This is a genomic window from Phycicoccus mangrovi, from assembly GCF_018729305.1.
In the GTDB taxonomy this organism is placed as follows: domain Bacteria; phylum Actinomycetota; class Actinomycetes; order Actinomycetales; family Dermatophilaceae; genus Phycicoccus; species Phycicoccus jejuensis.
In genome coordinates, this window is the sequence record NZ_JAHHWP010000004.1 from 1 (window position 1) to 25761 (window position 25761).

The 25761-nt window shown below is 73.5% G+C and carries 24 protein-coding genes and 1 tRNA gene; 21 read left to right on the forward strand and 4 right to left on the reverse strand.

Annotation, left to right across the window (positions count from 1 at the left end):
- Positions 1-66: 66 nt before the first annotated feature.
- The 3 genes from KMZ30_RS01045 to KMZ30_RS01055 all read right to left on the reverse strand — a co-directional run bounded on the left by KMZ30_RS01045 (position 67) and on the right by KMZ30_RS01055 (position 3314).
- Positions 67-816 carry a ZIP family metal transporter gene (locus KMZ30_RS01045; RefSeq protein ID WP_215519839.1) on the reverse strand — a complete coding sequence of 250 codons (750 nt, stop codon included), beginning with the start codon at positions 814-816 and terminating at the stop codon, positions 67-69.
- Positions 817-831: 15 nt separating this feature from the next.
- On the reverse strand, positions 832-2853 hold the full coding sequence (locus KMZ30_RS01050) for a DEAD/DEAH box helicase (RefSeq protein WP_215511005.1): 2022 nt from the start codon (positions 2851-2853) through the stop codon (positions 832-834).
- A 389-nt stretch (positions 2854-3242) separates the two neighbouring features.
- Positions 3243-3314 (reverse strand) — tRNA-Arg (locus KMZ30_RS01055).
- A gap of 65 nt (positions 3315-3379) precedes the next feature.
- On the opposite strand from KMZ30_RS01055, the gene KMZ30_RS01060 reads away from it, so the two are divergent.
- From KMZ30_RS01060 to rho, 7 genes are all read left to right on the forward strand, one after another.
- The gene (locus tag KMZ30_RS01060; protein WP_215511006.1) at positions 3380-3808 is read left to right on the forward strand and encodes a response regulator; all 429 of its coding nucleotides are present in this window, start codon (positions 3380-3382) and stop codon (positions 3806-3808) included.
- 10 nt (positions 3809-3818) lie between these two features.
- Positions 3819-5465, forward strand: coding sequence for an arginine--tRNA ligase (gene argS / locus KMZ30_RS01065; RefSeq protein ID WP_215511007.1), 1647 nt, complete (start codon positions 3819-3821; stop codon positions 5463-5465).
- A gap of 11 nt (positions 5466-5476) precedes the next feature.
- Positions 5477-6895 carry a diaminopimelate decarboxylase gene (lysA, locus tag KMZ30_RS01070; protein ID WP_215511008.1) on the forward strand — a complete coding sequence of 473 codons (1419 nt, stop codon included), beginning with the start codon at positions 5477-5479 and terminating at the stop codon, positions 6893-6895.
- 29 nt (positions 6896-6924) lie between these two features.
- Positions 6925-8238 (forward strand): homoserine dehydrogenase, encoded by a 1314-nt coding sequence (locus tag KMZ30_RS01075; RefSeq protein ID WP_215511009.1) that lies wholly within the window; start codon positions 6925-6927, stop codon positions 8236-8238.
- 1 nt (position 8239) lies between these two features.
- Positions 8240-9343: a threonine synthase gene (gene thrC / locus KMZ30_RS01080; protein ID WP_215511010.1), complete on the forward strand. Its 1104-nt coding sequence runs from the start codon at positions 8240-8242 to the stop codon at positions 9341-9343.
- Position 9344: 1 nt separating this feature from the next.
- Positions 9345-10277, forward strand: a complete 933-nt coding sequence (gene thrB / locus KMZ30_RS01085) for a homoserine kinase (protein ID WP_215511011.1) — start codon at positions 9345-9347, stop codon at positions 10275-10277.
- A gap of 317 nt (positions 10278-10594) precedes the next feature.
- Positions 10595-12394, forward strand: a complete 1800-nt coding sequence (gene rho, locus KMZ30_RS01090; RefSeq protein ID WP_215511234.1) for a transcription termination factor Rho — start codon at positions 10595-10597, stop codon at positions 12392-12394.
- 75 nt (positions 12395-12469) lie between these two features.
- On the opposite strand, the gene KMZ30_RS01095 is transcribed toward rho, so the two are convergent.
- Positions 12470-13324 carry an LLM class flavin-dependent oxidoreductase gene (locus tag KMZ30_RS01095; protein WP_215511012.1) on the reverse strand — a complete coding sequence of 285 codons (855 nt, stop codon included), beginning with the start codon at positions 13322-13324 and terminating at the stop codon, positions 12470-12472.
- A 163-nt stretch (positions 13325-13487) separates the two neighbouring features.
- Between KMZ30_RS01095 and KMZ30_RS01100 the strand changes: the two genes are divergently transcribed.
- The 14 genes from KMZ30_RS01100 (at position 13488) to KMZ30_RS01165 (ending at position 25749) form a co-directional block, all read left to right on the forward strand.
- Entirely contained in the window at positions 13488-13934 is a 447-nt protein-coding gene (locus KMZ30_RS01100; RefSeq protein WP_215511013.1) for a sensor histidine kinase, read from the forward strand.
- A gap of 239 nt (positions 13935-14173) precedes the next feature.
- Positions 14174-14389: a 50S ribosomal protein L31 gene (gene rpmE, locus KMZ30_RS01105; RefSeq protein WP_030527785.1), complete on the forward strand. Its 216-nt coding sequence runs from the start codon at positions 14174-14176 to the stop codon at positions 14387-14389.
- Positions 14390-14474: 85 nt separating this feature from the next.
- Complete coding sequence (gene prfA / locus KMZ30_RS01110) at positions 14475-15551, forward strand: peptide chain release factor 1 (protein ID WP_215511014.1); 1077 nt, start codon at positions 14475-14477, stop codon at positions 15549-15551.
- Entirely contained in the window at positions 15548-16417 is an 870-nt protein-coding gene (prmC, locus tag KMZ30_RS01115) for a peptide chain release factor N(5)-glutamine methyltransferase (protein WP_215511015.1), read from the forward strand. The genes prfA and prmC overlap by 4 nt, the downstream gene beginning before the upstream one ends.
- A 43-nt stretch (positions 16418-16460) precedes the next feature.
- Positions 16461-17177: an L-threonylcarbamoyladenylate synthase gene (locus tag KMZ30_RS01120; protein WP_215511016.1), complete on the forward strand. Its 717-nt coding sequence runs from the start codon at positions 16461-16463 to the stop codon at positions 17175-17177.
- On the forward strand, positions 17170-18450 hold the full coding sequence (gene glyA / locus KMZ30_RS01125) for a serine hydroxymethyltransferase (protein ID WP_215511017.1): 1281 nt from the start codon (positions 17170-17172) through the stop codon (positions 18448-18450). The genes KMZ30_RS01120 and glyA overlap by 8 nt, the downstream gene beginning before the upstream one ends.
- 20 nt (positions 18451-18470) lie before the next feature.
- Complete coding sequence (locus tag KMZ30_RS22195; protein WP_215511018.1) at positions 18471-19856, forward strand: sugar transferase; 1386 nt, start codon at positions 18471-18473, stop codon at positions 19854-19856.
- Between the two features lie 95 nt (positions 19857-19951).
- Positions 19952-20404, forward strand: a complete 453-nt coding sequence (locus KMZ30_RS01135) for a Cg1360 family ATP-synthase-associated protein (protein ID WP_215511019.1) — start codon at positions 19952-19954, stop codon at positions 20402-20404.
- Positions 20405-20519: 115 nt separating this feature from the next.
- The gene (gene atpB, locus KMZ30_RS01140) at positions 20520-21350 is read left to right on the forward strand and encodes a F0F1 ATP synthase subunit A (protein ID WP_215511020.1); all 831 of its coding nucleotides are present in this window, start codon (positions 20520-20522) and stop codon (positions 21348-21350) included.
- 83 nt (positions 21351-21433) lie between these two features.
- Positions 21434-21643, forward strand: a complete 210-nt coding sequence (gene atpE, locus KMZ30_RS01145) for an ATP synthase F0 subunit C (protein ID WP_215511021.1) — start codon at positions 21434-21436, stop codon at positions 21641-21643.
- Between the two features lie 50 nt (positions 21644-21693).
- Entirely contained in the window at positions 21694-22278 is a 585-nt protein-coding gene (locus KMZ30_RS01150; RefSeq protein ID WP_215511022.1) for a F0F1 ATP synthase subunit B, read from the forward strand.
- A complete protein-coding gene (locus tag KMZ30_RS01155; protein ID WP_215511023.1) occupies positions 22278-23090 on the forward strand; it encodes a F0F1 ATP synthase subunit delta in 813 nt (270 codons plus the stop codon). The genes KMZ30_RS01150 and KMZ30_RS01155 overlap by 1 nt, the downstream gene beginning before the upstream one ends.
- 78 nt (positions 23091-23168) lie before the next feature.
- Positions 23169-24809 (forward strand): F0F1 ATP synthase subunit alpha, encoded by a 1641-nt coding sequence (gene atpA / locus KMZ30_RS01160; RefSeq protein ID WP_215511024.1) that lies wholly within the window; start codon positions 23169-23171, stop codon positions 24807-24809.
- A gap of 40 nt (positions 24810-24849) precedes the next feature.
- Positions 24850-25749, forward strand: a complete 900-nt coding sequence (locus KMZ30_RS01165) for a F0F1 ATP synthase subunit gamma (RefSeq protein ID WP_215511025.1) — start codon at positions 24850-24852, stop codon at positions 25747-25749.
- The last annotated feature ends 12 nt before the right edge of the window (positions 25750-25761 follow it).

Sequence of the window (25761 nt, forward strand, 5' to 3'; positions counted from 1 at the left end):
GGGGGGGTCTCGGCCGCCCCCCGGGGGGGCCCCCCCCGGCGTGGGGGGGGGGCTCCGACCTGCAGGTCAGAGCCGCCCGACGACGAACGCGGTGGCGAACCCGAGCGTCGTCACGAGCCCGGTCACCATGTGGGTGCGCTCGAAGGCCTCGGGGATCATCGTGTCGGCGACCATCGTGAGGATGGCGCCGGCCGCGACCGCGGTGATGGCGGCGACCGCCTCGGCGGAGGCGCCCTCGAGGAGCAGCACGCCGAGGAGGCCGGCCAGGCCGCTCGCGACGGCGATGCCCACCCACACCCCGAACACGTAGCGGGCGCTGCGGCCGGCGGCCTTCATCCCGGCCGCGCTCGACAGGCCCTCGGGCAGGTTCGAGATGACGATCGCCGCGAGGACCGGCACCCCGACCCCCTGCCCGCCGAGCAGGCTGAGGCCGAGGACGACCGACTCCGGGACACCGTCGAGCAGCGCGCCGACGGCGATGGCGGCGCCGCTGCCGGACTGCTCGGACTCCGACGGCTGCCGGCCGTGCGACCGCTTGCGGTGCCGGGCGCCCAGACGTCCCAGCGCGACGTTCGCGAGGAAGTAGGCCAGGGCGCCGCCGAGGAAGCCGAGGACGGTCGGCAGCAGGCCGCCGGTGCGCTCCGCCTCGTCGACGAGGTCGAAGGACAGCGCCGAGACGAGGACCCCGGCGCCGAAGGCCATGACGACCGCGACGACCGCCCGTGGCACGCGGACGAACCACGCGACGAGCGCACCGACGACGAGCGCCCCGCCGGCGAGCAGGCCCCACAGGCCCGCGTCCAGCGCGGTGCTCACCGGGTGCCCACGGCGTCAGCGCGCGGCGAGCGCGTCCTCGAGGAGGGTGACCATCGCCTCGAGCTGGACGTCGGTGGCGTCGCCGACCTCCTCGTCGGACCCGTCGAGCGCCCGGGCGGCGAGCCCGGCCTTCTCGTCGACGAGCTCCGCGAGGCGCGGGTCGAGCGTGCCGGTGGCGATGACGCGCCACGCGGTGACCGGCTCGGTCTGCCCGATCCGGTGGACGCGGTCGATCGCCTGGGTCTGCTCCGCCGAGGTCCACGACAGCTCGGCGAGGACGACGTTCGAAGCCACCTGGAGGTTGAGCCCGACGCCGGCCGCGGTGAGCGAGCAGACGATGACCGACACCTCGGGGTCCTCGAGGAAGGCCTTGATGTTCGCGGCGCGGACGGCAGGGGTCTGGTCTCCACGGATGGAGGAGTACCCGATGCCGCGCTTGGCGAACGTCGCCTCCGCGGTGTCCATCACGTCGACGTGCTTGGCGAAGAAGACGACCTTGCCGACGTTGCGCGCCAGCTGGGCGGCGTAGTCGGCCGCGAGGCCGGCCTTGGCCTGGCCGATGCGCCGCAGCACGGAGAAGACGTTGTCGCCGGAGGTCTCGCCACCGGTGTCGCGGCGCAGGGCCGCGGCGACGCGGCGGACCAGCTCGTGGTCGACGCCCTCGACGGGGGTGCTGCGCGCGGAGACGGCCGCGTCGTAGCGCGCGAGGAGGCGCTTGGCGAGCTGCTGCTCGGCGGCGCGGACCGAGCGGCTCGCCTCGTCGTCGAGCTCGACGGGGAGGTCCGCGACCCGGCGGGCCGGGATGTCGGAGGCGACGTCGACCTTGCGCCGCCGGACGATGCCGAGGTCGATGACGCTGCGCCGGGCGGCGGCCGAGAAGCCACGGTCGGCCGGGGTGAGCCCGGTCTCCTCGAGCGCCGCCATGAGGGCGGGCCGCGGGCGGGTGTCGTCGATCCAGCCGAGGAACTGCCAGACGGCCCGGAAGTCCTCGATGTCGTTGATGAGCGGCGTGCCCGTCAGCGCCATGAGCAGCGGCGCGGCGGCGCGCTCGCGGACCTTCTGCGAGAGGGCCAGGACGTGCCTGGAGCGCTGCGAGGTCTTGTTCTTGATGAAGTGCGCCTCGTCGAGCACCATCCCGCGGAAGCCGTGGGTGCCGAGCCACCCGACGTGGCGGTCGAGGATGTCGTAGTTGACGACGACGATGTCGGCGAAGCCGTCGACCGTGTCGCCGTCACCGTGCACGACCGTCGCGGTGCGCCGTGGCGTCCACCGGGCGGCCTCGCGGGCCCAGTTGGCCTTGACGACGTTGGGCACGACGACGAGGAGGGGGAAGGCGCCGGCGGCCTCGGCCGCGAGCAGCGACTGGGCGGTCTTGCCGAGACCGGGCTCGTCCGCGAGGAGGAAGGTGCGGTGGCCGGCGGCGGCGGCGGCCACGACCTGCGCCTGGTGGTGCATCAGCTCGAGGCCCTCGATGCCGTGGACGACGCCCTCGGGCTCGGGCAGGGGCATGCACGTCGCGTCGCCGCCCTGCTCGAAGGCCCGGAAGAGCGGGGTCAGCAGCTCCCAGGTGGCGAGCCGGTTGGTGCGCGGCCGCACGGCCTGCACGGCCGACAGGTCCGGCGCGAGGAAGGGGTTGGCGAGCTGACGGGCCATGACGGCGGTCGGGACGACGCGGCGCGGGGCGGGTGCGTCGTCGGCCGACGGGGCCTCCGGCTCGGGCTCCGGCTCCGGCTCGCGGCCGGCGGAGCGCAGCATGTCGTTCTTGAGGTCGTGCGCCTCGGGCGGGACGACGGCGTCCTCGGCGAGCAGCTGGAGCAGGCTGGTGTCCCGGGCGGCGGTCTTCGCGAGGATCGTCGCGATGCCGTCGAGCCGCGTCATCGTCGCGGTGCGCTCGGCCTCGGGCACCGAGGGGTCGCCCTTGAGCCGGGCCCGCTCCTCGCGCACGAGCAGCGCGAGGACCTGGAAGGTCGTGCGCTGCGAGGGACGGACGTGTCCGCGGCCGGCCGCGGCCTCGACCTGACGGACCGTGCGCGCCATGACGGGGAGGAGACCCTCCTCGTGCGTCGTGCGGGTCGGGCGACGGTCACGGGGACCGCCACCGCGGCGCCGGGGTGCTCGCTGTGCCAAGCGTTCCTTCTCCTGGGTCGTGGCGTCGGCGGGCACCCGTGGGTGCGGGCCGTGGACGCCAGCCGGTGTCGCGGGGGACCGGGTGCGCACGCCGTCGGCGTGCACGCGGCGGTGCCGCATCCGGGCGGCTGCACCACCCGGGTGTCCTCGAGCGAGGACCGGTCCCCACCCCAGAGTATGCCCGCCCGGGCCCGGCGGACGAGCACGGTGCGGTCACGACCGCCGCGGGGTGGGGGAGGACGGCGGGAGGGCCCGGTCCGCGACGCGGTGTGCGCACGGTCCGGGCCCTCCTGCGTCGGTGCCCCCGGCAGGATTCGAACCTGCGCTCCCGCCTCCGGAGGGCGGTGCTCTATCCCCTGAGCTACGGGGGCGGCATGACGCGCGTCATGGTCGAAACCGCGACGCGGGGAGAGGCTAGCAGCCTAGGCTTGGGGGCATGCAAACCGGGTGGGCGGGACCTGGCGACGGGCCACTCGTCCTCGTGTGCGACGACACCGAGGCGATCCGCCGCCTCCTGCGGATCAACCTCGAGCTGGGCGGTTTCCGGGTCGAGGAGGCGGCCGACGGGCACGAGGCCATGAGCCGGCTCATCGACGCCGACGGCGAGCGCCCGGCGGTCATCGTCCTGGACTCGCAGATGGCTCCGTACGACGGCTGGTGGGCCATCGCGGCGATCCGCTCGCACCACCCCCTGGACGAGGTGCCCGTCGTCCTCGTCACCGCCACGGCGACCGACCTGGACAGCCCCGAGGTGAGCGGCGCGGGCTTCGACGCGTACGTGAGCAAGCCGTTCGACCCCGACGACCTCGTGGCCGTCGTCTCACGGCTCGCGGCGGCCGGACGGGCCCGTCACCGCCGTCCGTAGACTGGCGCGGGTGACCCCCGAACAGCTCTCGGCCGCCATCCGCGGCGCCCTCGTGTCCGCCGTCGACTTTGGTGACCTCGCCGTCACCGTGCCCGACGAGGTGCGCGTGGAGCGTCCGAGGAACCGCGACCACGGGGACTGGTCGACCAACGTCGCGCTCCAGCTGGCCAAGCCCGCCGGGATGAACCCGCGCGAGCTCGCGACCACCCTGGCCGAGCGCCTGCGGACCGTCGACGGCGTCGCCGCGGTCGACGTCGCGGGTCCGGGCTTCCTCAACATCACCCTCGACGCCGCCGCCGCCGGCGAGCTCGCGCGCAGCATCGTCGAGGCCGGGACCACGTTCGGCCACAACGAGGCCGAGGCCGGGCACGTCATCAACCTCGAGTACATCTCGGCGAACCCGACCGGGCCGCTGCACCTCGGGCACACCCGCTGGGCGGCGCTCGGCGACGCCATGGGACGGCTGCTGCGGGCCTCCGGCGCCACGCTGACGACGGAGTACTACCTCAACGACGCCGGCTCGCAGATGGACAAGTTCGCCGCGTCGGTGCTCGCCCGCGCCAAGGGCGAGCCGACCCCCGAGGGCGGCTACCCCGGCGCGTACGTCGACGACCTCGCGGAGCAGGTGCTCGCGCAGCGGCCCGACCTCGTCTCGCTCCCCGACGACGAGGCGCTCGCCCTGGCCCGCGACCTCGCCTACCCGCTGCAGCTCGCCGACATCCGCGAGACCCTCGAGGCCTTCGGGGTGCGGTTCGACGTCTGGTTCTCGGAGAAGACGCTCCACGACGGTGGCGCGGTCGCTTCGGCCGTCGACCGGCTGCGCGAGCAGGGGCACGTGTTCGACCAGGACGGCGCCGTCTGGCTGCGGACGACCGACTTCACCGACGACAAGGACCGGGTGCTGTTCCGCGCGAACGGGGAGCCGACGTACTTCGCCGCCGACGCCGCGTACTACCTGTCGAAGAAGGACCGCGGCTTCGACGAGAAGATCTACCTCCTCGGCGCCGACCACCACGGCTACATCAACCGGCTCAAGGCGATCGCCGCCTGCGCGGGGGACGACCCGGAGCACAACATCGAGGTGCGCATCGGGCAGCTCGTCGACCTCAACGGCGCGAAGCTGTCCAAGCGCGCCGGCAACATCATCGAGCTGCGCGACCTCATCGGGTGGATCGGCACCGACGCGATCCGGTACTCGCTGGCCCGGTACCCGGCCGACAGCCCGCTCTCGCTCGACGGCGAGGAGCTGCGCAAGCAGACCAACGACAACCCGGTCTTCTACGTGCAGTACGCCCACGCCCGGACGGCCAACGTGGCGCGCCTCGCGGCGGAGGACGGCGTGCACCGCGCGGACGGCTTCGACGCCTCGCTGCTCGCGGACCCCACCGAGGCCGCGCTCCTCGCGGTGCTCGGCGACTTCCCGCGGGTCGTCGCCCAGGCGGCGCACCTGCGCGAGCCGCACCGGGTGGCGCGCTACCTCGAGGAGCTCGCCGCGCGCTTCCACAAGTGGTACGACACGTGCCGGGTGCGCCCGACGAACGCCGACGAGGAGGTCACCGACCTCCACCGGACCCGACTCTGGCTCAACGACGCCACCCGCCAGGTCCTCGCCAACGGTCTCGACCTGCTCGGCGTCTCGGCGCCCGAGCGCATGTGAGGGGCTGAGCCGTGCGCGCGCACGAGGCCGGCGCCCTCCACGCCGAGGGCTACGGCGGCCCGCCGCTCTACCTGCCCTACCCGGGCGACGTCATGGAGCTGCTGCCGCAGCTCTGGGCCTCGTCGGTCGGGCGCGACGACCAGGGGCGCCTCACCGTGGGAGGGGTCGACGTCGTCACGCTCGCGGAGCGGCACGGCACGGCGGCCTACGTCATGGACGAGGAGGACTTCCGTTCGCGCGCAAGGGGTTTCCGTGACGGGTTCGCGGCAGCGTTCGCGAGCTCCGGGGGCGCCGACGTCTACTACGCGGGCAAGGCCTTCCTCTGCACGGCCGTCGCGCGCTGGGTCGACCAGGAGGGCCTCCACCTCGACGTCTGCACCGGGGGCGAGCTCGCCGTCGCGCAGCGGGCGGGCTTCCCCGCGGAGCGGGTCGCCTTCCACGGCAACAACAAGACCGTCGCGGAGCTGCACGCCGCGCTGACCTACGGGGTCGGCCGCGTCGTCGTCGACTCGTTCGACGAGATCGACCGCGTCGTGGCCCTCGCGACCGAGCTCGGTGTGCGCGCGCCGGTCATGGTTCGCGTCACGGTGGGCGTCGAGGCGCACACCCACGAGTTCATCGCCACCGGGCACGAGGACCAGAAGTTCGGCTTCAGCCTCGCCGGCGGGCGGGCGCTGGAGGCCGTGGCCCGGCTGCTCGCGCACCCGGAGGCCGTCGACCTGCGCGGCCTGCACAGCCACATCGGCAGCCAGATCTTCGACACCGGGGGCTTCGAGGCCGCCGTGCACCGGCTGGCCGGGCTGCACCGACAGGTCGAGGAGGAGCACGGGGTGTCGATGCCGGAGGTCGACCTCGGCGGCGGCTACGGCATCGCCTACACCTCGCAGCACGACCCGATGCCGGCCGACGCGCTCGCCGCGGCGATGGCCGCCATCGTCTCCCGCGACTTCGGCGAGCGCGTCCCCCGCGTCTCGGTCGAGCCGGGCCGGGCCATCGTCGGCCCGACGACGTTCACCCTGTACGAGGTCGGCACCGTCAAGACGGTCGACCTGGGCGCGGGTCACTCGCGCACCTACGTCTCGGTCGACGGCGGGATGAGCGACAACGCCCGCCCGGCGCTCTACGAGGCCGACTACTCCTGCACCCTCGCCAACCGGGCCTCGAGCGCCGACCCCGTGCTCGCCCGCGTCGTCGGGCGGCACTGCGAGAGCGGCGACATCGTCGTCCTCGACGAGTACCTGCCGGCCGACGTCCGCCCGGGCGACCTCGTCGCCGTGCCGGGCACCGGCGCCTACTGCCGCAGCCTCTCCAGCCAGTACAACCACACCCCCCGACCCCCCGTCGTCGCCGTCCGTGGAGGCGAGAGCAGGGTGCTCGTGCGTCGTGAGACGATCGAGGACCTGCTCGCCCTCGACGTGGCGGACGACTGAGCCCGACGACCGAGGAGACCGATCCCGCCATGGCCCACGAACCCGGCGCACCCCTGCGCGTCGCCCTGCTCGGGTGCGGCGTCGTGGGCTCGTCCGTGGCCCGGATGCTCGTCGAGCAGGCCGACGACCTCGCCGCGCGCGTCGGCGCCCCGCTGGAGCTCGTCGGCATCGCCGTGCGGCGCCCGCAGCGGCCGCGGCCGGACGTGCCCGTCGACCCCTCGCTCTTCACCGCCGACGCCGACGAGCTCGTGACCCGGGCCGACGTCGTCGTCGAGGTCGTCGGGGGCATCGACCCGGCCCGCGGCCTCATCCTGCGCGCGATCGAGCACGGCGCGGCCGTCGTCTCCGCCAACAAGGCGCTCGTCGCCGAGGACGGCCCGACGCTGTTCGAGGCCGCCGCCCGTGCCGGGGTCGACCTCTACTACGAGGCCGCGGTCGCCGGGGCCATCCCGATCCTGCGGCCGGTGCGCGAGTCGCTCGCCGGCGACCGGGTCCGCAAGGTCATGGGCATCGTCAACGGCACGACGAACTTCGTCCTCGACAAGATGGACGTCTCGGGGGCGGGCTTCGCCGAGACCGTCGCCGAGGCGCAGGCGCTCGGCTACGCGGAGGCCGACCCGACCGCCGACGTCGAGGGCTTCGACGCCGCCGCCAAGGCCGCCATCCTCGCGAGCCTCGCGTTCCACACGCGCGTGTCCTCGGCCGACGTCCACCGCGAGGGCATCACCGAGGTGACCGCCGCCGACATCAACGCCGCCCGCGAGAACGACTGCGTCGTCAAGCTGCTCGCGATCTGCGAGCGGGTCGAGGCCGAGGGTGCCGACGCCGTCAGCGTCCGCGTGCACCCGGCGATGGTCCCGCGCTCGCACCCCCTGGCCAGCGTCCGCGAGGCCTTCAACGCCGTGTTCGTCGAGGCCGAGGCCGCCGGCGAGCTGATGTTCTACGGGCGTGGCGCGGGTGGCGACCCCACGGCGTCCGCCGTCCTCGGCGACGTCGTCGCCGTCGCCCGCCAGCGGGTGGCCGGCGGGCGCGGCCCGGGGGAGTCGGCCTACGCCGACCTGCCCGTCGTCGACCTGGGGCGCGCCGTGACGCGCTACCACATCAGCCTCGACGTGGCCGACCGCCCGGGTGTGCTCGCCCAGGTCGCGGCGGTCTTCGCGGAGCAGGGCGTCTCGATCGAGACCGTGCGCCAGCAGGTGGTCCCCGACGAGGACGACCGGGCCCGCCTCATCGTCGTCACCCACCGCGCGAGCGACGCCGCGCTGTCCGCCACCGTCGACGCCCTCGCCGCCCTCGAGGCGGTCGACGACGTCGCCTCCGTCATGCGTGTGGAAGGAGCCTGACGTGGCCCACCAGTGGCGCGGCGTCATCCGCGAGTACGCCGAGCGCCTGCCGAGCCTGGCCGGCGCGCCGGTCGTCACCCTCCTCGAGGGCGGCACCCCGCTCATCCCGTGCGAGAACCTCTCGGAGCTCACGGGGGCCAACGTCCTCGTCAAGTACGAGGGCCTCAACCCGACCGCGTCCTTCAAGGACCGCGGGATGACGGCGGCGATCTCGGCCGCGAAGCTGAACGGCGCGAAGGCCGTCATCTGCGCCAGCACGGGCAACACGAGCGCCAGCGCCGCGGCCTACGCGGTCAAGGCGGGGATGACCTGCGCCGTCCTCGTGCCCGACGGCAAGATCGCGATGGGCAAGCTGTCGCAGGCGATCGCCCACGGCGCCACCCTCATCCAGGTCGAGGGCAACTTCGACGACTGCCTGACCGTCGCCCGCAAGCTCGCCGAGTCCTACCCCGTCGAGCTCGTCAACTCGGTCAACCCGGCGCGCATCGAGGGCCAGAAGACCGCGGCCTTCGAGGTCGTCGACGCGCTCGGCGACGCCCCGGACATCCACGTGCTGCCGGTCGGCAACGCCGGCAACATCACGGCGTACTGGAAGGGCTACACCGAGTACGCCTCGGAGACAACGGCTCTCGACGGCACCGCCCTTCCGCCCGTCGCCACCCGGCGCCCGCAGATGTGGGGCTTCCAGGCGGCCGGCGCCGCGCCGATCGTCCTCGGCCACCCGGTCGACCACCCCGAGACCGTGGCCACGGCGATCCGGATCGGCAACCCCGCCTCGTGGCGGCAGGCCGAGGCGGCGCGCGACGAGTCGGGCGGGCTCATCGACTCCGTCACCGACGACGAGATCCTCGAGGCGCACCGCGTGCTCTCCTCCACCGAGGGCGTGTTCGTCGAGCCCGGGTCGGCGGCGAGCATCGCCGGCCTGCTCAAGATGCACCGCGCCGGCCGGGTGCCGGCCGACGCCACCATCGTGTGCACCGTGACCGGCCACGGTCTCAAGGACCCCCAGTGGGCCCTGCGCTCGGCCGACGGCGGCGACGTCGAGCCGATCCGCGTGCCGGTCGACGCCTACTCGGTCGCGGCCGCGCTCGGCCTCGAGGGGTGACGTGAGCGCGCTGCGCCCGGGGGCGGCCGTGGACGTCCGCGTGCCGGCGAGCAGCGCCAACCTCGGGCCCGGGTTCGACTCCGTGGGCTGCGCCCTCGGTGTGTGGGACCGCTGTCGCGCGACCGTCACCTCCGAGCCCGGCCTCGTCGTCGTCGTCGAGGGCGAGGGGGCGGGCGCCGTCCCGCTCGACGAGACCCACCTCGTGCACCGGGCGATGCGGACCGCCTGGGTCGAGGCGGGCGTCGAGGCGCCGGCCGGCCTGCGCCTCGAGTGCGTCAACGCCGTCCCGCACGGCCGGGGGATGGGCTCGTCGGCGACCGCGATCGTCACCGGCATCGTCGCCGCGCTCGCCCTGGCGTCGGTCTCCCGCGGTGACGGGGGAGCGGTCGACCTCGACGCCGCGAACTCGCTGGCGGCGCGTCTCGAGGGCCACCCCGACAACGCCTCGGCGAGCGTCTACGGCGGCGTGACCCTCTCGTGGAGCGAGCCCGAGGGGACGACGACGGTGCGCCTGCCGGTGCACCCCGACCTCGCCCCCGTCGTCTTCGCGCCGGACACCCAGCTCTCGACGGCGCGCGCCCGCTCGGTGCTGCCGCAGCAGGTGCGCCTGGCCGACGCGGCGGCGAACTCGGCCCGTGCCGCCCTCCTCGTCCACGCCCTGCGCGACGAGCCCGCCCTCCTCGTCGAGGCCACCCGCGACTGGCTGCACCAGGAGGCGCGCCGGCCGTCCTACGCCGCGTCGATGGCGCTCGTCGACGCCCTGCGGGCCGACGGCCACGCCGCCGCGATCTCCGGCGCCGGCCCGTCCGTGCTCGTCCTCGCGCAGCTGGAGCGGCTCGACCGCGCCCGCTCGTTCGGACCCGCGGGGTGGCGGGTGCTCACGCCGGGCATCCCCACCGAGGGCGCGTCCGTCGAGGTCGTCGCCGCCCCCTGACCTGCGGGGACGCGCGGCGGGCGCGTCCCGGTGGATCCTGCGTCCGGGCCCGGGGCGCGGTGGTACTGTGGGCGACGAGCGATCGCCGCCGATGCCGGGCCCTGTTCCCGATGCCTGCAGCCGACCGCCCTCCCACGCCCCCGGGGCACAGAGACCGCAGCCTGACCGGCTGCACGCTCGGGCGTGGCCCCTTCCACCCAGACCGGCCCACCCTGCCGGTCCACGAGCGAGGGAAAGGATCCTTCGTGTCAGACACCACCACCCTCGAGGCGTCGGCGTCCGCCGGCGGTCAGCGCCGGTCCGGCGCCCTGTCGGCCATGCGGCTCGCCGAGCTGCAGGGCCTCGCCTCGAGCATGGGCATCAGAGGGACCGCCAAGATGCGCAAGGGCGACCTCGTCACCGCCATCCGCGCCCGCCAGAACGGCGAGAGCGGCCCCGCCGCCACGGGCGAGCAGCCCGTCGCGCGCCGCTCCCGCCGGGCGGAGGCCCCGGCCGGTCGCACCGAGGCCGCCGCCGAGCCGGCGCCGGCCGCCGAGCGCGCACCCGAGCAGGCGCCCGCCGTCGAGCGCGCCGAGCGGGAGCAGGTGCGCGAGCGCGGCGACCGCGAGCAGAGCCGTGACCGCGGCGAGCAGCGCGAGCAGAGCCGTGACCGCGGCGAGCAGCGCGAGCAGAGCCGCCGGGAGCGCGCCGAGCGCGACCAGCAGGGTCGCGACCGCGGTGAGCAGCAGGGCCGTGACCGCGGTGAGCAGCGCGACGAGCGCGAGCAGCCCCGCGACGACCGCGGCGCCGCCGACCAGCAGCGCCGGGACGACGACGAGGAGGGCGGCCGCGGCCGCCGCCGTCGCAACCGGGGGCGCAACCGCGACAAGCGGACCCGTCAGCCCGGCGACGCCCCCGAGCAGCGCTCGGAGGCGGGCGAGCCGCAGATCCACGACGACGACGTCCTCGTGCCGGTCGCGGGCATCCTCGACATCCTCGACAGCTACGCCTTCGTCCGCACGACCGGCTACCTGCCGGGCAGCAGCGACGTCTACGTCCCGATGCAGATGGTCAAGCGCTACGGCCTGCGCAAGGGCGACGCCGTCACCGGCTCGATCAAGGCCGTCCGCGAGGGCGAGGAGGCGCAGCAGCACACCGTCGGCTCGCGCAACAACCGCCAGAAGTACACGCCGCTCGCGCGCCTCGACACCGTCAACGCGATGACCCCGGAGGACGCCCGCCGGCGTCCCGAGTTCGGCAAACTGACGCCGCTCTACCCGCAGGACCGCCTGCGCCTGGAGACGACGCAGCAGCAGCTGACGACCCGGATCATCGACCTCGTCGCGCCGATCGGCAAGGGCCAGCGCGGGCTCATCGTCGCCCCGGCGAAGGCCGGCAAGACGATGGTCATGCAGGCCATCGCCAACGCGATCACGACGAACAACCCGGAGTGCCACCTCATGGTCGTCCTCGTCGACGAGCGTCCGGAGGAGGTCACGGACATGCAGCGCGCCGTCAAGGGCGAGGTCATCGCCTCGACCTTCGACCGGCCCGCCGACGACCACACGACCGTCGCCGAGCTCGCCATCGAGCGGGCCAAGCGGCTCGTCGAGATGGGCCACGACGTCGTCGTGCTCCTCGACTCGATCACCAAGCTCGGTCGCGCCTACAACCTCGCCGCGCCGGCGAGCGGGCGCATCCTCTCCGGCGGCGTCGACTCGGCCGCGCTCTACCCGCCGAAGAAGTTCTTCGGGGCGGCGCGCAACATCGAGGACGGCGGCTCGCTGACCATCCTCGCGACGGCGCTCGTCGAGACCGGCTCGCGGATGGACGAGGTGATCTTCGAGGAGTTCAAGGGCACCGGCAACATGGAGCTCAAGCTCGACCGGCAGCTCGCGAACCGTCGGATCTTCCCCGCGGTCGACGTCAACAACTCCGGCACGCGGCGCGAGGAGATCCTCCTGGCCCCCGACGAGCTGAAGATCATGTGGAAGCTGCGCCGGGTGCTCGCCGCGCTCGACAGCCAGCAGGGCATCGAGCTGCTGCTCGACCGGCTGAAGAAGACGAAGACGAACTACGAGTTCCTCGTCTCGGTGCAGCAGACGAGCTCGATGAAGCCGGAGGACGAGGACGCCTGAGGCGCCTCGCCCGACCCGACCGCCCCGGTCACGCCAGCGCGTGGCCGGGGCGTCGTCGTCGCGTCGGGCGGCGGGTCAGCGCAGCGGCCCGAGCGCGAGCCGGCGGCGCAGCTCCGTCCGCCCGGACTCGTCGTCCGGCAGGTCCCACCAGGACTCGACCCACCACGTCGCGCCGGCCTCGGCCCACGCGTCGACCGGAGGACGGGCGTCGCCGAACGACCCGTGGGAGTCGCCCTCCACGACGACGTCGTAGCCGTCCATCGAGAGCCCGGCGGCGGCCCGCAGGTCGGTGATTCGCGCGACGACCTCGCGCAGGGCGTCGTGGGTCAGGCGCGAGCCGGGGTCGTCGAGACCCCCGCCGACGACCGCGGGGAGGACGCCCTGCCAGCGGGCCGCGCGCTCGAGCGAGCGCTGGCGTGAGCGACCGGGGAGCAGCGCGCCGACGCACCAGACCGGCGGGTGCGGGCGCTGCGCCGGGGGAGGCGGGACGAGCTCGGTGACGGGCCGCGCCGACCAGTGCTCGCCGTGGTGCTCGAAGGGCTGGCCGCCCAGGAGCCCCGCCCACACGGCGAGCCCCTCGTCGAGCTTCGCCGCGCGCGTCGCGCGGCCCTCGTCGGGCTCGAAGGCCAGCCAGTTGCCGTGCAGGGCGCCGAGCCCCACGCCGAGCGTGACCCGTCCGCCGGAGAGCCGGTCGACCGAGGCCACCCGCGAGGCGAGGTCCCAGGGCCGGTAGCGGGACGCCGGGGTGACGATCGTCCCGAGCCGGATGCGCTCGGTGACCATCGCCGCGGCAGCGAGGGTCGCCCACGCGTCCTGCCCCCAGACGGACTCCCACGTGAAGACCTGGTCCCATCCTGCGTCCTCCGCGACGCGCGCGAGGTCGGCGAACTCGCGCTCGGTGGCCCAGGGGACGACGGCTCCGTACCTCATCCACCCGACGGTAGCGGCCGGGGCCGACGGTCGGCCCGGGCCGATGACCGGTCGAGGTGGGCATCAGGCGAACGGCCCCACCTGCGGCCGAGGTCTGGACCGCACCCCGGGGCGGGTCCCTAGCGTGGCGGCACGCCCCCACCGAGCACCGGAAGGAGTCCCGATGTCCGCCCAGCCCGTCACCTCGCCACTGCCCGAGGCCCCCGACCTCTCCGCGCTGCTCGTCGACGCCGTGACCACCCTCGCCGCGGCCGCCTGCCGTCGCTCGCTGCTGTTCTCGGTCGACCTCGACGACGAGCCGCTCGACGTCCCCCTGCCCTCTTCGGCGTGGCACGACCTCGTCGTCACGGTGCTCACCCGGGCCGTGGCCACGCTGCCCCCGGGGACGGAGATCGCGCTCTCGCTGGGCCGGCACGCCGGGCTCGTCACGCTGCGGCTCGGCGACACCGGCCCCGGCGTCGCGCCGGCGGGCTCCGACGGTGGCCTCACCCGCGAGGCCGTCGAGGCGCTCGGCGGCCGGCTCGACGTGACGTCGGTGGCCGGCGTCGGGAACGTCGTCGAGCTGACCTGGCCGGCCGCGGCGCCGGTTCGGCACCTGTCGGTCGTCTGACGGCCGGGCCCCCGCTGCGCGGGGAATGCCACGGGCGCCCGGGCCGTTGTGCACAGTGGTCGAGGACGGAGCACCACCGTTTAGGTGACGGTGACCCGCTCTGGCACACTTGACCGCTGGACCGGTTCACGGCACAGACGCGTTTCCTGAGCAGCCTCCCACGAGGGCCGCAGTCGGGGCGCCCAGGGTGACCAGCAGGGTGCTGGGCCCGCCGACCCGGAGACATCCGAGGAGACATCGTGAAGAAGGACATCCACCCCACGTACGTGGAGACCACCGTCACCTGCACGTGTGGCAACACGTTCACCACGCACAGCACCGCGGCCAACGGCGTCATCCACGCCGACGTCTGCAGCGCCTGCCACCCGTTCTACACGGGCAAGCAGAAGATCCTCGACACCGGTGGCCGCGTGGCCCGGTTCGAGGCCCGCTACGGCAAGAAGGCCGCCAAGTAGCATCCGCGACGCGCCGGTCCGCCCCTGGAGGGCGGGCCGGCGCGTCCGTGTCTCCACCCCCACCCGTCCCGAGGAGGTCCGGCCCGTGATCGAGTCCGCCGAGGTGCTCGTCGCCGAGCACGCCGCGCTCGAGCGCGCGATGGGGGACCCCGCCGTCGCCTCCGACCCCGACCGGCTGCGCGAGGCCAACCAGCGCTACGCCGCGCTCGGACCGGTCGTCGCCGCGCACCGCGCCTGGCGAGCGGCGCGCGACGACCTCGGGGCGGCCCGCGAGCTGGCCGGTGAGGACCCCGCGTTCGCGGAGGAGCTGCCCGCGCTGGAGGAGGCCGTCGCCGCGGCCGATGACCGGCTGCGCCGTCTGCTCGTGCCGCGCGACCCCGAGGACGACCGTGACGTCATCCTCGAGGTCAAGGCGGGGGAGGGCGGCGAGGAGTCGGCCCTCTTCGCCGGTGACCTCCTGCGGATGTACCTGCGCCACGCGGAGCGCCGCGGCTGGCGCACCGAGGTGCTCGACGCGACCGAGTCCGACCTCGGCGGGTACAAGGACGTCCGCGTCTCGGTGAAGTCGCGGGGCACGGCCGCGCCCGGCGAGGCGCCGTGGGCCCGGCTCAAGTACGAGGGTGGCGTGCACCGTGTCCAGCGCGTGCCGGTCACCGAGAGCCAGGGCCGCATCCACACCTCCGCCGCCGGGGTCTGGGTCATGCCCGAGGCGGAGGAGGTCGAGGTGACGATCGACGCGAACGACCTGCGGATCGACGTCTTCCGCAGCAGCGGCCCCGGCGGGCAGAGCGTCAACACGACCGACTCCGCCGTCCGGATCACCCACCTGCCGACCGGCCTCGTCGTGTCGTGCCAGAACGAGAAGAGCCAGCTGCAGAACCGCGAGGCCGCGCTGCGCGTGCTGCGCGCCCGCCTGCACCAGATGGCGATGGACGAGCGGCACGCCGCGGAGTCCGACGCCCGCGCGAGCCAGGTCCGCACCGTCGACCGCAGCGAGCGCATCCGCACGTACAACTTCCCCGAGAACCGCGTCAGCGACCACCGCACGGGCTACAAGGCGCACAACCTCGACGCCGTGCTCGACGGCGACCTCGACCCGGTCGTGCAGTCCGCGGTCGACGCCGACGAGGCCGCGAGGCTCGCCGCCATCTCCGACCGATGACGACGACCGACGTCCTGCTCGCCGGGGCCCGGGCCGCGCTCGCCGGGGCCGGCGTCCCGTCGCCGGACGCCGACGCCGTCGAGCTGCTCTCGTACGTCCTCGGCGTGGACCACGGCGAGGTGCGGATGCGGGGCATCCTGCGCACGGCCGTCGTCGAGCGGGACGTGGCCCGGTTCGAGGACCTCGTGGACGAACGGGCAGCCCGCGTCCCGCTGCAGCACCTCACCGGGCGCGCGCACTTCCGGCACCTGACGCTCGGCGTCGGGCCCGGCGTCTTCGTGCCGCGCCCCGAGACCGAGCTGACCGCCGGTCACGCGGTCGACGCCGCGCGCGCCGCGGGGCCGGCCCCGGTCGTCGTCGACCTCTGCACCGGGTCGGGGGCCATCGCGCTCGCCGTCGCCGACGAGGTCCGCGACGCCCGGGTGCACGCCGTCGAGCTGTCGCCCGACGCGCACGGCTGGGCGCGGCGCAACGTCGACCGCCTCGGGCTGCCGGTCGACCTGCGGCTCGGCGACGCCACGACCGCCTTCGACGACCTCGAGGGCGCCGTCGACGTCGTCGTCAGCAACCCCCCGTACATCCCCGACGGCGCCGTGCCCGTCGATCCCGAGGTGCGCGACCACGACCCGGCGCTCGCGCTGTACGGCCGCTCCGCCGACGGCCTCGCGGTGCCGCTCGCGGTCGCGGCCCGTGCCGCGGTGCTCCTGCGCGCGGGCGGGGTGCTCGTCATGGAGCACGCCGACGAGCAGGGCGGGTCCCTGCCGGGGGCGCTGCGGGCGACGGGGGAGTGGCACGACGTCGTCGACCACCGCGACCTCGCGGGCCGCCCGCGCACGACCGTGGCCGTGCGCGCCCCGCGCGGCTGAACCCTCCGCATCCACGCCGGGGTGGCGCCCTAGGCTGGCCCCCATGAGCCCGGTCTTCGACTGCACCACCGAGGCGGGGCGTGCCGACGCGCTGCCCAAGGTCGCCGAGGGTGTCCGCAACGGACGCCTCGTGGTCCTGCCCACCGACACCGTCTACGGCATCGGTGCCGACGCCTTCTCGCCGGAGGCCGTCCGCGACCTCCTCGACGCCAAGGGCCGGGGCACCGACATGCCCCCTCCGGTCCTCGTCCCCGAGGCGCGCACGCTCGAGGGTCTCGCGACCGAGGTGCCCGACTACGCCCGCGCGCTCGTCGAGGAGTTCTGGCCCGGCCCGCTCACCGTCGTCCTGCGCGCGCAGCCCTCGCTCGCCTGGGACCTCGGCGAGACCGGCGGCACCGTCGCGCTGCGGATGCCCGACGACGAGGTCGCCCTCGCCCTCCTGCGCGAGGTCGGCCCGATGGCCGTGAGCAGCGCCAACCGCCACGGGTACCCCTCGAGCCGCACGGTCGTCGAGGCCGCGACGCAGCTCGGGGCGAGCGTCGAGTTCTACCTCGACGGCGGGCCGAGCACGGGTGGCCTGGCCTCGACGATCGTCGACTGCACACGCGACGAGCCGGCCATCCTCCGGCTCGGCGCGCTGTCGGAGGAGGCCGTCATGGCCGTCGTCGAGCGCTCGCGCGCCGACGCCCTAGAGTTGTCGGGCGCCGAGCCCGGCGCGAGCAGCCAGGACCAGCCGCGGGAGAGCGCCGACGATGAGTGACACGTTCTACGGATCCGACTTCGACGCCCTCTCGGCGTTCGACCCCGAGATCGCCTCGGTCCTCACCGGCGAGCTCGACCGGCTCCGCGGCGGGCTGCAGCTCATCGCCAGCGAGAACCTCTCGAGCCCCGAGGTCCTCACGGCCCTCGGCTCGACGCTGTCGAACAAGTACGCCGAGGGCTACCCGGGCCGCCGCTACTACGGCGGCTGCTCGGAGGTCGACAAGGCCGAGTCGCTCGCCATCGAGCGGGCCAAGGCCCTCTTCGGTGCCGACCACGCCAACGTCCAGCCGCACTCGGGCGCCAGCGCGAACCAGGCCGTCTACGGCGCGTTCCTCAAGCCCGGCGAGACGATCCTCGCCATGAGCCTCCCGCACGGCGGTCACCTGACCCACGGCACGAAGGTCTCCTTCTCCGGCAAGTGGTTCGACGCGGTGCACTACGGCGTCGACAAGGACACCGAGGACATCGACTACGACGAGGTCGAGCGCCTCGCCAAGGAGCACCGCCCCAAGGTCCTCCTGGCCGGTGGCTCCGCGATCCCGCGCACCATCGACTTCGCGCGCTTCCGGGCCATCGCCGACGAGGTCGGCGCGGTCTTCTGGGTCGACGCCGCGCACTTCATCGGCCTCGTCGCCGGCAAGGCCATCGAGAGCCCGGTGCCCCACGCCGACGTCGTCTCGTTCACGACGCACAAGGTGCTGCGCGGCCCGCGCTCCGGCGCGATCGTCTGCCGCGAGGAGCACGCCGCCGCCATCGACAAGGCCGTCTTCCCGATGATGCAGGGTGGCCCGCAGATGCACACGATCGCCGCGAAGGCCGTGAACTTCAAGGAGTGCGCGACCCCCGAGTACGCCGCGTACACGCGCCAGGTCATCGCCAACGCGAAGGTCCTCGCGCAGGCCCTCGGCGAGCACGGCATCCGGCCGACGACCGGTGGCACCGACACGCACCTGAGCCTGCACGACCTCCAGGGCGTGCACGTCACGGGCGTCGACGCCGAGGCGCGCAGCGACGCCGCCGGGATCACCCTCAACAAGAACGCGATCCCGTTCGACCCGCAGAAGCCGAACATCGCCTCGGGCATCCGGGTGGGCACGCCCTGCGTCACGACGCAGGGGATGGGCGCGGACGAGATGCGCACCATCGCGCGGCTCATCGCCCGGGCGGTGACCGAGGGCGACGCCGACCCGCAGCACGAGGTCTCGCGCGCGGTCCGGGCCGAGGTCACCGAGCTGGTGCAGGCCTTCCCCGCGTACCCCCGACCGGCCTGAGGCCGCCGGAGCCGCCGCCCGTGACCGACTCCGTCCCGGACCCCGAACCGCGCCTGCTGACCCGGCTCAACCGCCGGGGCTTCCGGCTCGTCATGGTGCTCGACGCCGGGGCCGTGTTCCTCCTGTCGGTGCTGACGATGGTCTGGCGCTACGGACTGCCGCCGTGGCCGACCTACCCCCTGGCTCTCTACGCGCTCTCCTTCGCGGTCTCGGCGGGCATCTTCCTCGTCGCGTTCTACTTCGGCGGCCTCTACGAGCGCGAGCCGCGCCTCGGGGGAGCGGCGGTGCTGCCCCGGGCGGCCAGGCTCTCGCTCGCCGCCGGCAGCTTCGTCGCGCTGCTCAACCTCGTGCTCTCGGCGCTGCTGCGCCAGCGCGGGTCGATCGTCGACCGGCCGCTGCCGTTCCCCATCACCAACCTCGTCGCGGTGATGGCCCTCGCGGGCGTCGCCGTCGCGGTCAACCGGGGGGTCGTCCACTGGATGCGCACCCGGCGCGAGGGCCCGCCGCGCGTCGTCCTCGCCGGGCTGGCGCCCGACATCGAGCTCGCCCGTCAGCACGTCGTGGCCAACCACTCGCCGCTCGAGGTGGTGGCCGAGGTCGACGACCCGCACGCCATCGTCGAGACGGTCGCGCGCACGCGGGCCACCGACGTGCTGCTCCTCAGCGCCGGCTGGCTCGACCTCTGGTACCCGCGGACCATCGGGCGGCTCGACCAGCAGGACGTCACCGTCCTGCTGCGGGTCGGCGGGCGCGAGACGCTCTTCGGCCTGGACCGCCTGCGCGAGGTCGCGGGGCTGCCCTTCGTCCTCCTCATGCCGCAGACGATGGCGGCCTCGCAGCGCCACTTCAAGCGCCTGCTCGACCTCGTGCTCGTCGTCGTCACGGCGCCGGTCTGGCTGCTCCTCCTCGGGGGCGTCGCGCTGCACCAGCTCGTGGTGGCGGGGCGTCCGCTGCTCTACCGGCAGACGCGCGTCGGCGCCGGGGGAGAGACCTTCGAGATGGTGAAGTTCCGCACGATGCGGACCGACGCCGAGGTCACCGGGGCGCAGCTGTCGTCCGGCTCCGGGGACCCCCGCGTCATCCCGGCCTGCCGCTGGCTGCGGGCCACCCGGGCCGACGAGCTGCCGCAGATCCTCCACATCCTCACCGGCCGGATGTCGGTCGTCGGGCCCCGCCCGGAGCGTCCCGAGCTGACCGCGGGGTTCGAGCAGGAGATCGCGGGGTACACCCGTCGCCACGAGGTCCCGCCCGGTCTGACCGGCCTCGCGCAGATCCACGGCCGGTACCACACCGACGCCGCGTACAAGCTCGGCTACGACCTGCAGTACCTCGTCAACTGGTCCCCGGTGCTCGACCTCGAGATCATCGCGCGGACCATCTGGGTCGTCCTCGCCCGACGCGTCTGACCTGCGCTTTTGGCCTCGTCGGGGGCTTGTGATAACTTTCACAAGCCGTCCCGGGAGAGTCCGCTCTCCACCCACCGACGACAGGCCGATCACGGATGACCGACCCGCAGCCCAGCGCCGCACCGCACGCCGGTGCCCCCTTCGGAGCGATGCTCCGGGGTGCGCTGGCGCCGTCCGCCGTCGCGGGTGTGCTGGCCGTCGTCGTCCTCGCGGTCGTCCGCGGCGCGGACGCGATCGCCGGGGGCTCCCTCGGTCTCGTCGTCTCGCTCGGCTTCTTCGCCTCCGGGATGTTCCTGCTCAGCCGGCTCGTGCGCGACGCCAACCCGACGGCGTTCTTCGCCGTCGCGATGGCCGTCTACCTCGGGCAGGTCTTCCTGCTCCTGCTCGTGATCATCGCGTTCAAGGACGCGTCGTGGGTCGACGGTCCCGCCCTGGGGATCGTCGCCTTCGTCGTCACGATCGTGTGGCAGGTCTTCGCGATGCGCGCCCTGCGCCGCGCCCGCGTCCCCGTCTACGACCTCCCGGACGGCCCGGAGGAGCGCTCGTGAGCGCCCGTCAGCCCGTCCGACCCGCCGTCGCGACCACCCGCGAGGGTCGGGTAGCGTACGTCCCGTTCCATCGGGCGCCCGTCGAGCGCGCCTGTGAATTCCCCGAGGAGAGGCTGTGAGCCCCAGCGTGGTTCCCGCACACTGGCTTCAGACCGGCGTCGCCGCCGCTGACGGTGAGGGCTTCGTCGCCCCCGGCCCGGAGAGCTTCTGGTGGCCCCTCATCGGGGGCGACACCAACGACTTCGCGCTGACCCGTCCGGCGTTCGTCGTCATCGTCTCGGTCGTGCTCATCGGCGCGTTCTTCATGACCGTCGCCGGCAAGCTCTCGGTGGTCCCGAGCAAGCGGCAGTTCCTCGCCGAGGGCGTCTACGGCTTCGTGCGCAACAGCATCGGCCGCGACATCATCGGCGCGAAGGACTTCCGTCCGTTCATCCCGCTGCTGATGACGCTGTTCACGATGATCCTGTTCAACAACGTCATGGGCATCTTCCCGCTCGTGCAGTTCCCCTCGTTCAGCCGGATCGCCTTCCCGATCGTGCTGACCCTCGTCGTGTACGTCGTCTACCACACCGTCGCGATCCGCCGGAAGCACGGCGTCGTGGGCTACCTCAAGTCGCTCGTGCCCCCCGGCCTGCCGCTCTGGCTGCGCCCGATCATGTTCGTGCTCGAGTTCCTCACGTACTTCATCATCCGGCCGCTGACGCTCGCGCTGCGACTGTTCGGCAACATGCTCGCCGGCCACCTGATGCTCCTCGTGTTCATCCTCGGCGGCGAGTACCTGCTCCTCCACGGCAGCAACATCGGCATCCAGGCGTCCGGCGTGCTCGGCATGGGCTTCGGCATCGTCATGACCTTCTTCGAGCTCCTGGTGCAGTTCCTCCAGGCGTTCATCTTCACCCTCCTCGCGGCGCTGTACATCAGCGACGCGGTGAGCGAGCACCACTGACCGCCGGAGCAGTCCGGTAGCACGACCACCAGAACAGTTCACCGACGCCGGGACAGGCCCGGCGCCGTCCGAAAGGAAACGCAATGACTGGCAACATCACGTACCTCGGCTACGGTCTCGCCGCCATCGGCCCCGGTATCGGTGTGGGTCTCATCTTCGCCGCGTACATCAACGGTGTGGCCCGCCAGCCGGAGGCCCGCGGCATGCTCCAGACCATCGCCTTCACCGGCATGGCGCTCACCGAGGCGCTCGCGATCCTCGGTCTCGTCTTCGTCTTCGTCTTCGCAGGCTGACGACGCACCTCCGCAGCACAGACCGTCCGTCCGACAGATAGGTAAGCGACGTGGTTCTCGCATCCGTGCAGACCGCCGAGGGAGTGGGCTGGCCCGAGGCCCTGCCCCTCCTGCCCCACCCCGGCGAGATCATCGTCGGCGCCATCGCCTTCGCCATCCTCTACTGGCTCTTCGCGACCAAGGTCGTGCCGCGCATGGAGGCTCTGTACGAGGAGCGCACCGCGGCGATCGAGGGCGGCATGGAGCAGGCCGAGCAGGCCCAGGCCGAGGCCAGGGCCGCGCTGGAGCAGTACACCGCCCAGCTCGCCGAGGCCCGCGCCGAGGCGAACTCGATCCGCGAGTCCGCCCGCGAGCAGGGCGCGCAGATCGTCGCGGAGATGCGCGCCCAGGCCCAGGCCGAGGCGTCCCGCATCACCGAGTCGGCCAAGCGCCAGGTCGAGGCCGAGCGCCAGCAGGCCGTGGTCCAGCTGCGCCAGGAGGTCGGCACGCTGTCGACCGCCCTCGCGAGCAAGATCGTCGGCGAGTCCCTCGAGGACGAGGTGCGCCAGAAGGGCATCGTCGACCGCTTCCTCGCGGAGCTCGAGGCCGGCGAGGTCCGGCCCGAGAAGGTCACGCCGGCCGGGCAGGACGCCTGATGCGTGGCTCGTCCCGCGGTGCCGCGAAGGCCTCCCAGGAGGCCCTCGACACCGCCCTGCGCGGCGGTGACGCCGGGACCCTCGCCGAGGAGCTCTTCGGGGTGACCGGTGTCGTCGAGGGCAACGCGTCCCTGCGGCGCGCGCTCGCCGACCCCTCCCGCGAGGGCTCGGCGAAGGCCGGGCTCGCCCGCTCGCTGTTCGGCAGCCGCCTCGGCGCCTCCACCGCCGAGCTCGTCGCCACGGTGGCGGGCCAGCGGTGGGCCGACGAGCGCGACCTCGGCGACACCCTCGAGAGCCTGGCCGTGCAGGCGGTCCTCGCGGGTGCCGAGTCCGCGGGCCGCATCGACCGGGTCGAGGACGAGCTGTTCCGCTTCGAGCGGATCGTCGCCGCCGACCCCGGTCTGCGCGACACGCTCTCCAGCCGCAACACCGACGCCGAGGGCAAGGCCGGCCTCGTCCGGACGCTGCTGGCCGCCAAGGCCGCCCCCGAGACGGTGCGCCTCGTCGAGCAGGCCGTGCGCACGCCGCGCGGTCGTCGGCTCGACCGGGTCATGGAGGCCTACCTCGAGCTCGCCTCGCGCCGCCGCGACGAGCTCACCGCCCTGGTGACGACCGCCGTCGCCCTGAGCGAGCAGCAGCAGGCCCGCCTGCGCAGCGCGCTCGAGAAGCACTACGGCAAGGCCGTCGCCCTCCAGGTGGTCCTCGAGCCCGCCGTCATGGGCGGCATCCGGGTCCAGGTCGGCGACGAGGTCGTCGACGGGACCGTGCTGCGCCGCCTCGACGAGGCGCGCCGGCACGTCACCGGCAGCTGACCCCCGCACGACAACTTCAGACGCACGACCACACGAACTGCGGCCCACAGGGGCCGGTGACCGAGGAGAAGATCACACATGACGGAGCTCTCGATCCGTCCGGACGAGATCCGGGACGCGCTGGACAGCTACGTGCGCTCCTACGAGCCGGGGGCGGCCTCCCGCGAGGAGGTCGGCCGCGTCACCGACGCCGGTGACGGCATCGCGCACGTCGAGGGCCTGCCCTCGGCGATGACCAACGAGCTGCTGCAGTTCGAGGACGGCACGCTGGGCCTCGCGCTCAACCTCGACGTCCACGAGATCGGCGTCGTCGTCCTCGGTGACTTCTCCAAGATCGAGGAGGGCCAGGAGGTCAAGCGCACCGGCGAGGTCCTCTCGGTCCCCGTCGGCGACAAGTTCCTCGGCCGCGTCGTCGACCCGCTCGGCACCCCGATCGACGGTCTCGGCGACATCGAGGCCGAGGAGCGCCGCGCCCTCGAGCTGCAGGCCCCCACGGTGGTCCAGCGCAAGTCGGTCCACGAGCCGCTGCAGACCGGCCTCAAGGCCGTCGACGCGATGACCCCGATCGGCCGCGGCCAGCGCCAGCTGATCATCGGCGACCGCCAGACCGGCAAGACCACGGTCGCGGTCGACACGATCATCAACCAGAAGGAGTTCTGGGAGAGCGGTGACCCGGACAAGCAGGTCCGCTGCATCTACGTCGCCATCGGCCAGAAGGGCTCCACGATCGCGTCCGTCAAGGGCACGCTCGAGGAGGCCGGCGCGATGGAGTACACGACCATCGTCGCGGCCCCCGCCTCCGACTCCGCGGGCTTCAAGTACCTCGCCCCCTACACCGGCTCGGCCATCGGCCAGCACTGGATGTACCAGGGCAAGCACGTCCTCATCGTCTTCGACGACCTGTCCAAGCAGGCCGAGGCCTACCGCGCCGTCTCCCTCCTCCTGCGCCGCCCGCCGGGCCGCGAGGCCTACCCGGGTGACGTCTTCTACCTGCACAGCCGGCTCCTCGAGCGCTGCGCGAAGCTCTCGGACGAGCTCGGCCACGGTTCGATGACCGGCCTGCCGATCATCGAGACCAAGGCGGGCGACGTCTCGGCGTACATCCCGACCAACGTCATCTCGATCACGGACGGCCAGATCTACCTCCAGGCCGACCTGTTCAACGCCAACGTCCGCCCGGCGATCGACGTGGGTGTCTCCGTCTCCCGCGTCGGTGGTGCCGCGCAGATCAAGGCGATGAAGTCGGTCGCCGGTCGCCTCAAGCTCGACCTCGCGCAGTACCGCGCCCTCGAGGCCTTCGCGATGTTCGCGTCCGACCTCGACCCGGCCTCCCGTGCGCAGCTGGCCAAGGGTGCCCGCCTCGTCGAGCTCCTCAAGCAGTCGCAGGCCGCGCCGTACCCGGTCGAGGAGCAGGTCGTCTCCATCTGGATGGGCACGACCGGCAAGCTCGACAGCGTCGCCGTCGAGGACGTGCGCCGCTTCGAGACCGAGTTCCTCGACCACCTCCGCCGCACGAAGTCGGACCTCCTCGCGGCCATCCGCGAGACCGGCAAGTTCGAGGAGGGCACCGAGCAGGCGCTCGAGGCCGAGGTCGACACCTTCAAGACCAAGCTCTTCGACGGCTCCGGCGCCGAGGCGGTCCCGGTGAACGACCAGGGCGAGGACGGCAGCGAGGCGATGGACTCCGACCAGGAGCAGATCGTCCGCCAGAAGCGCTGACGCCCCTCCACCGAGCAGACACCACGAAAGGCGGAAAGACATGGGAGCGCAGATCCGGGAGTACCGGCAGCGCATCCGGTCCGTCAGCGCGACGAAGAAGATCACGCGGGCCATGGAGCTCATGGCGGCCTCGCGGGTCGTCAAGGCCCAGCAGGCCGTGCGTGAGTCCTCGCCGTACGCCCGGGCGCTGACCCGAGCGGTCTCGGCGGTGGCGACCTTCTCCAACGAGGACCACCCGCTGACCACCGAGAAGGAGGACGTGCGCCGCGCCGCGGTCGTCATCATGACCTCCGACCGCGGTCTGGCCGGCGCGTACTCCTCCGCGGTGATCAAGGAGAGCGAGCGGCTCGTCGCGCGCCTGCGCGAGGAGGGCAAGGAGGTCGTCCCCTACCTCCTCGGCCGCAAGGCGATCGGGTTCTACAAGTTCCGTCACCGCGAGTACGCGGCGGAGTGGAGCGGCTTCTCCGAGAAGCCGACCTTCGACGTCGCCCGCGAGGTGGGGGAGCGGCTCGTCGCCGACTTCACGACCGCGACCGACGAGGGCGGGGTCGACGAGGTCCACGTCGTCTTCACGCGGTTCGTCTCGATGGTCACCCAGGAGCCCGAGGTCATCCGGCTGTTGCCCCTCGAGGTCGTCGAGGGCGAGGAGAAGCCGTCCGCGGACGACCTCCTGCCGCTGTACGACTTCGAGCCCGGCGCCGCCCAGGTGCTCGACGCGCTGCTCCCGAAGTACGTCAACGCCCGGCTCTTCAACTGCATGCTGCAGGCGGCCGCCTCCGAACTCGCCGCCCGCCAGCGGGCGATGAAGTCGGCGACGGACAACGCCGAGGAGCTCATCAAGAAGTACACCCGGCTGGCGAACCAGGCGCGCCAGGCCGAGATCACCCAAGAGATCAGCGAAATCGTCGGTGGCGCCAGCGCGCTGGCCGAGAGCAAGTGAGTGAGAGAGAGA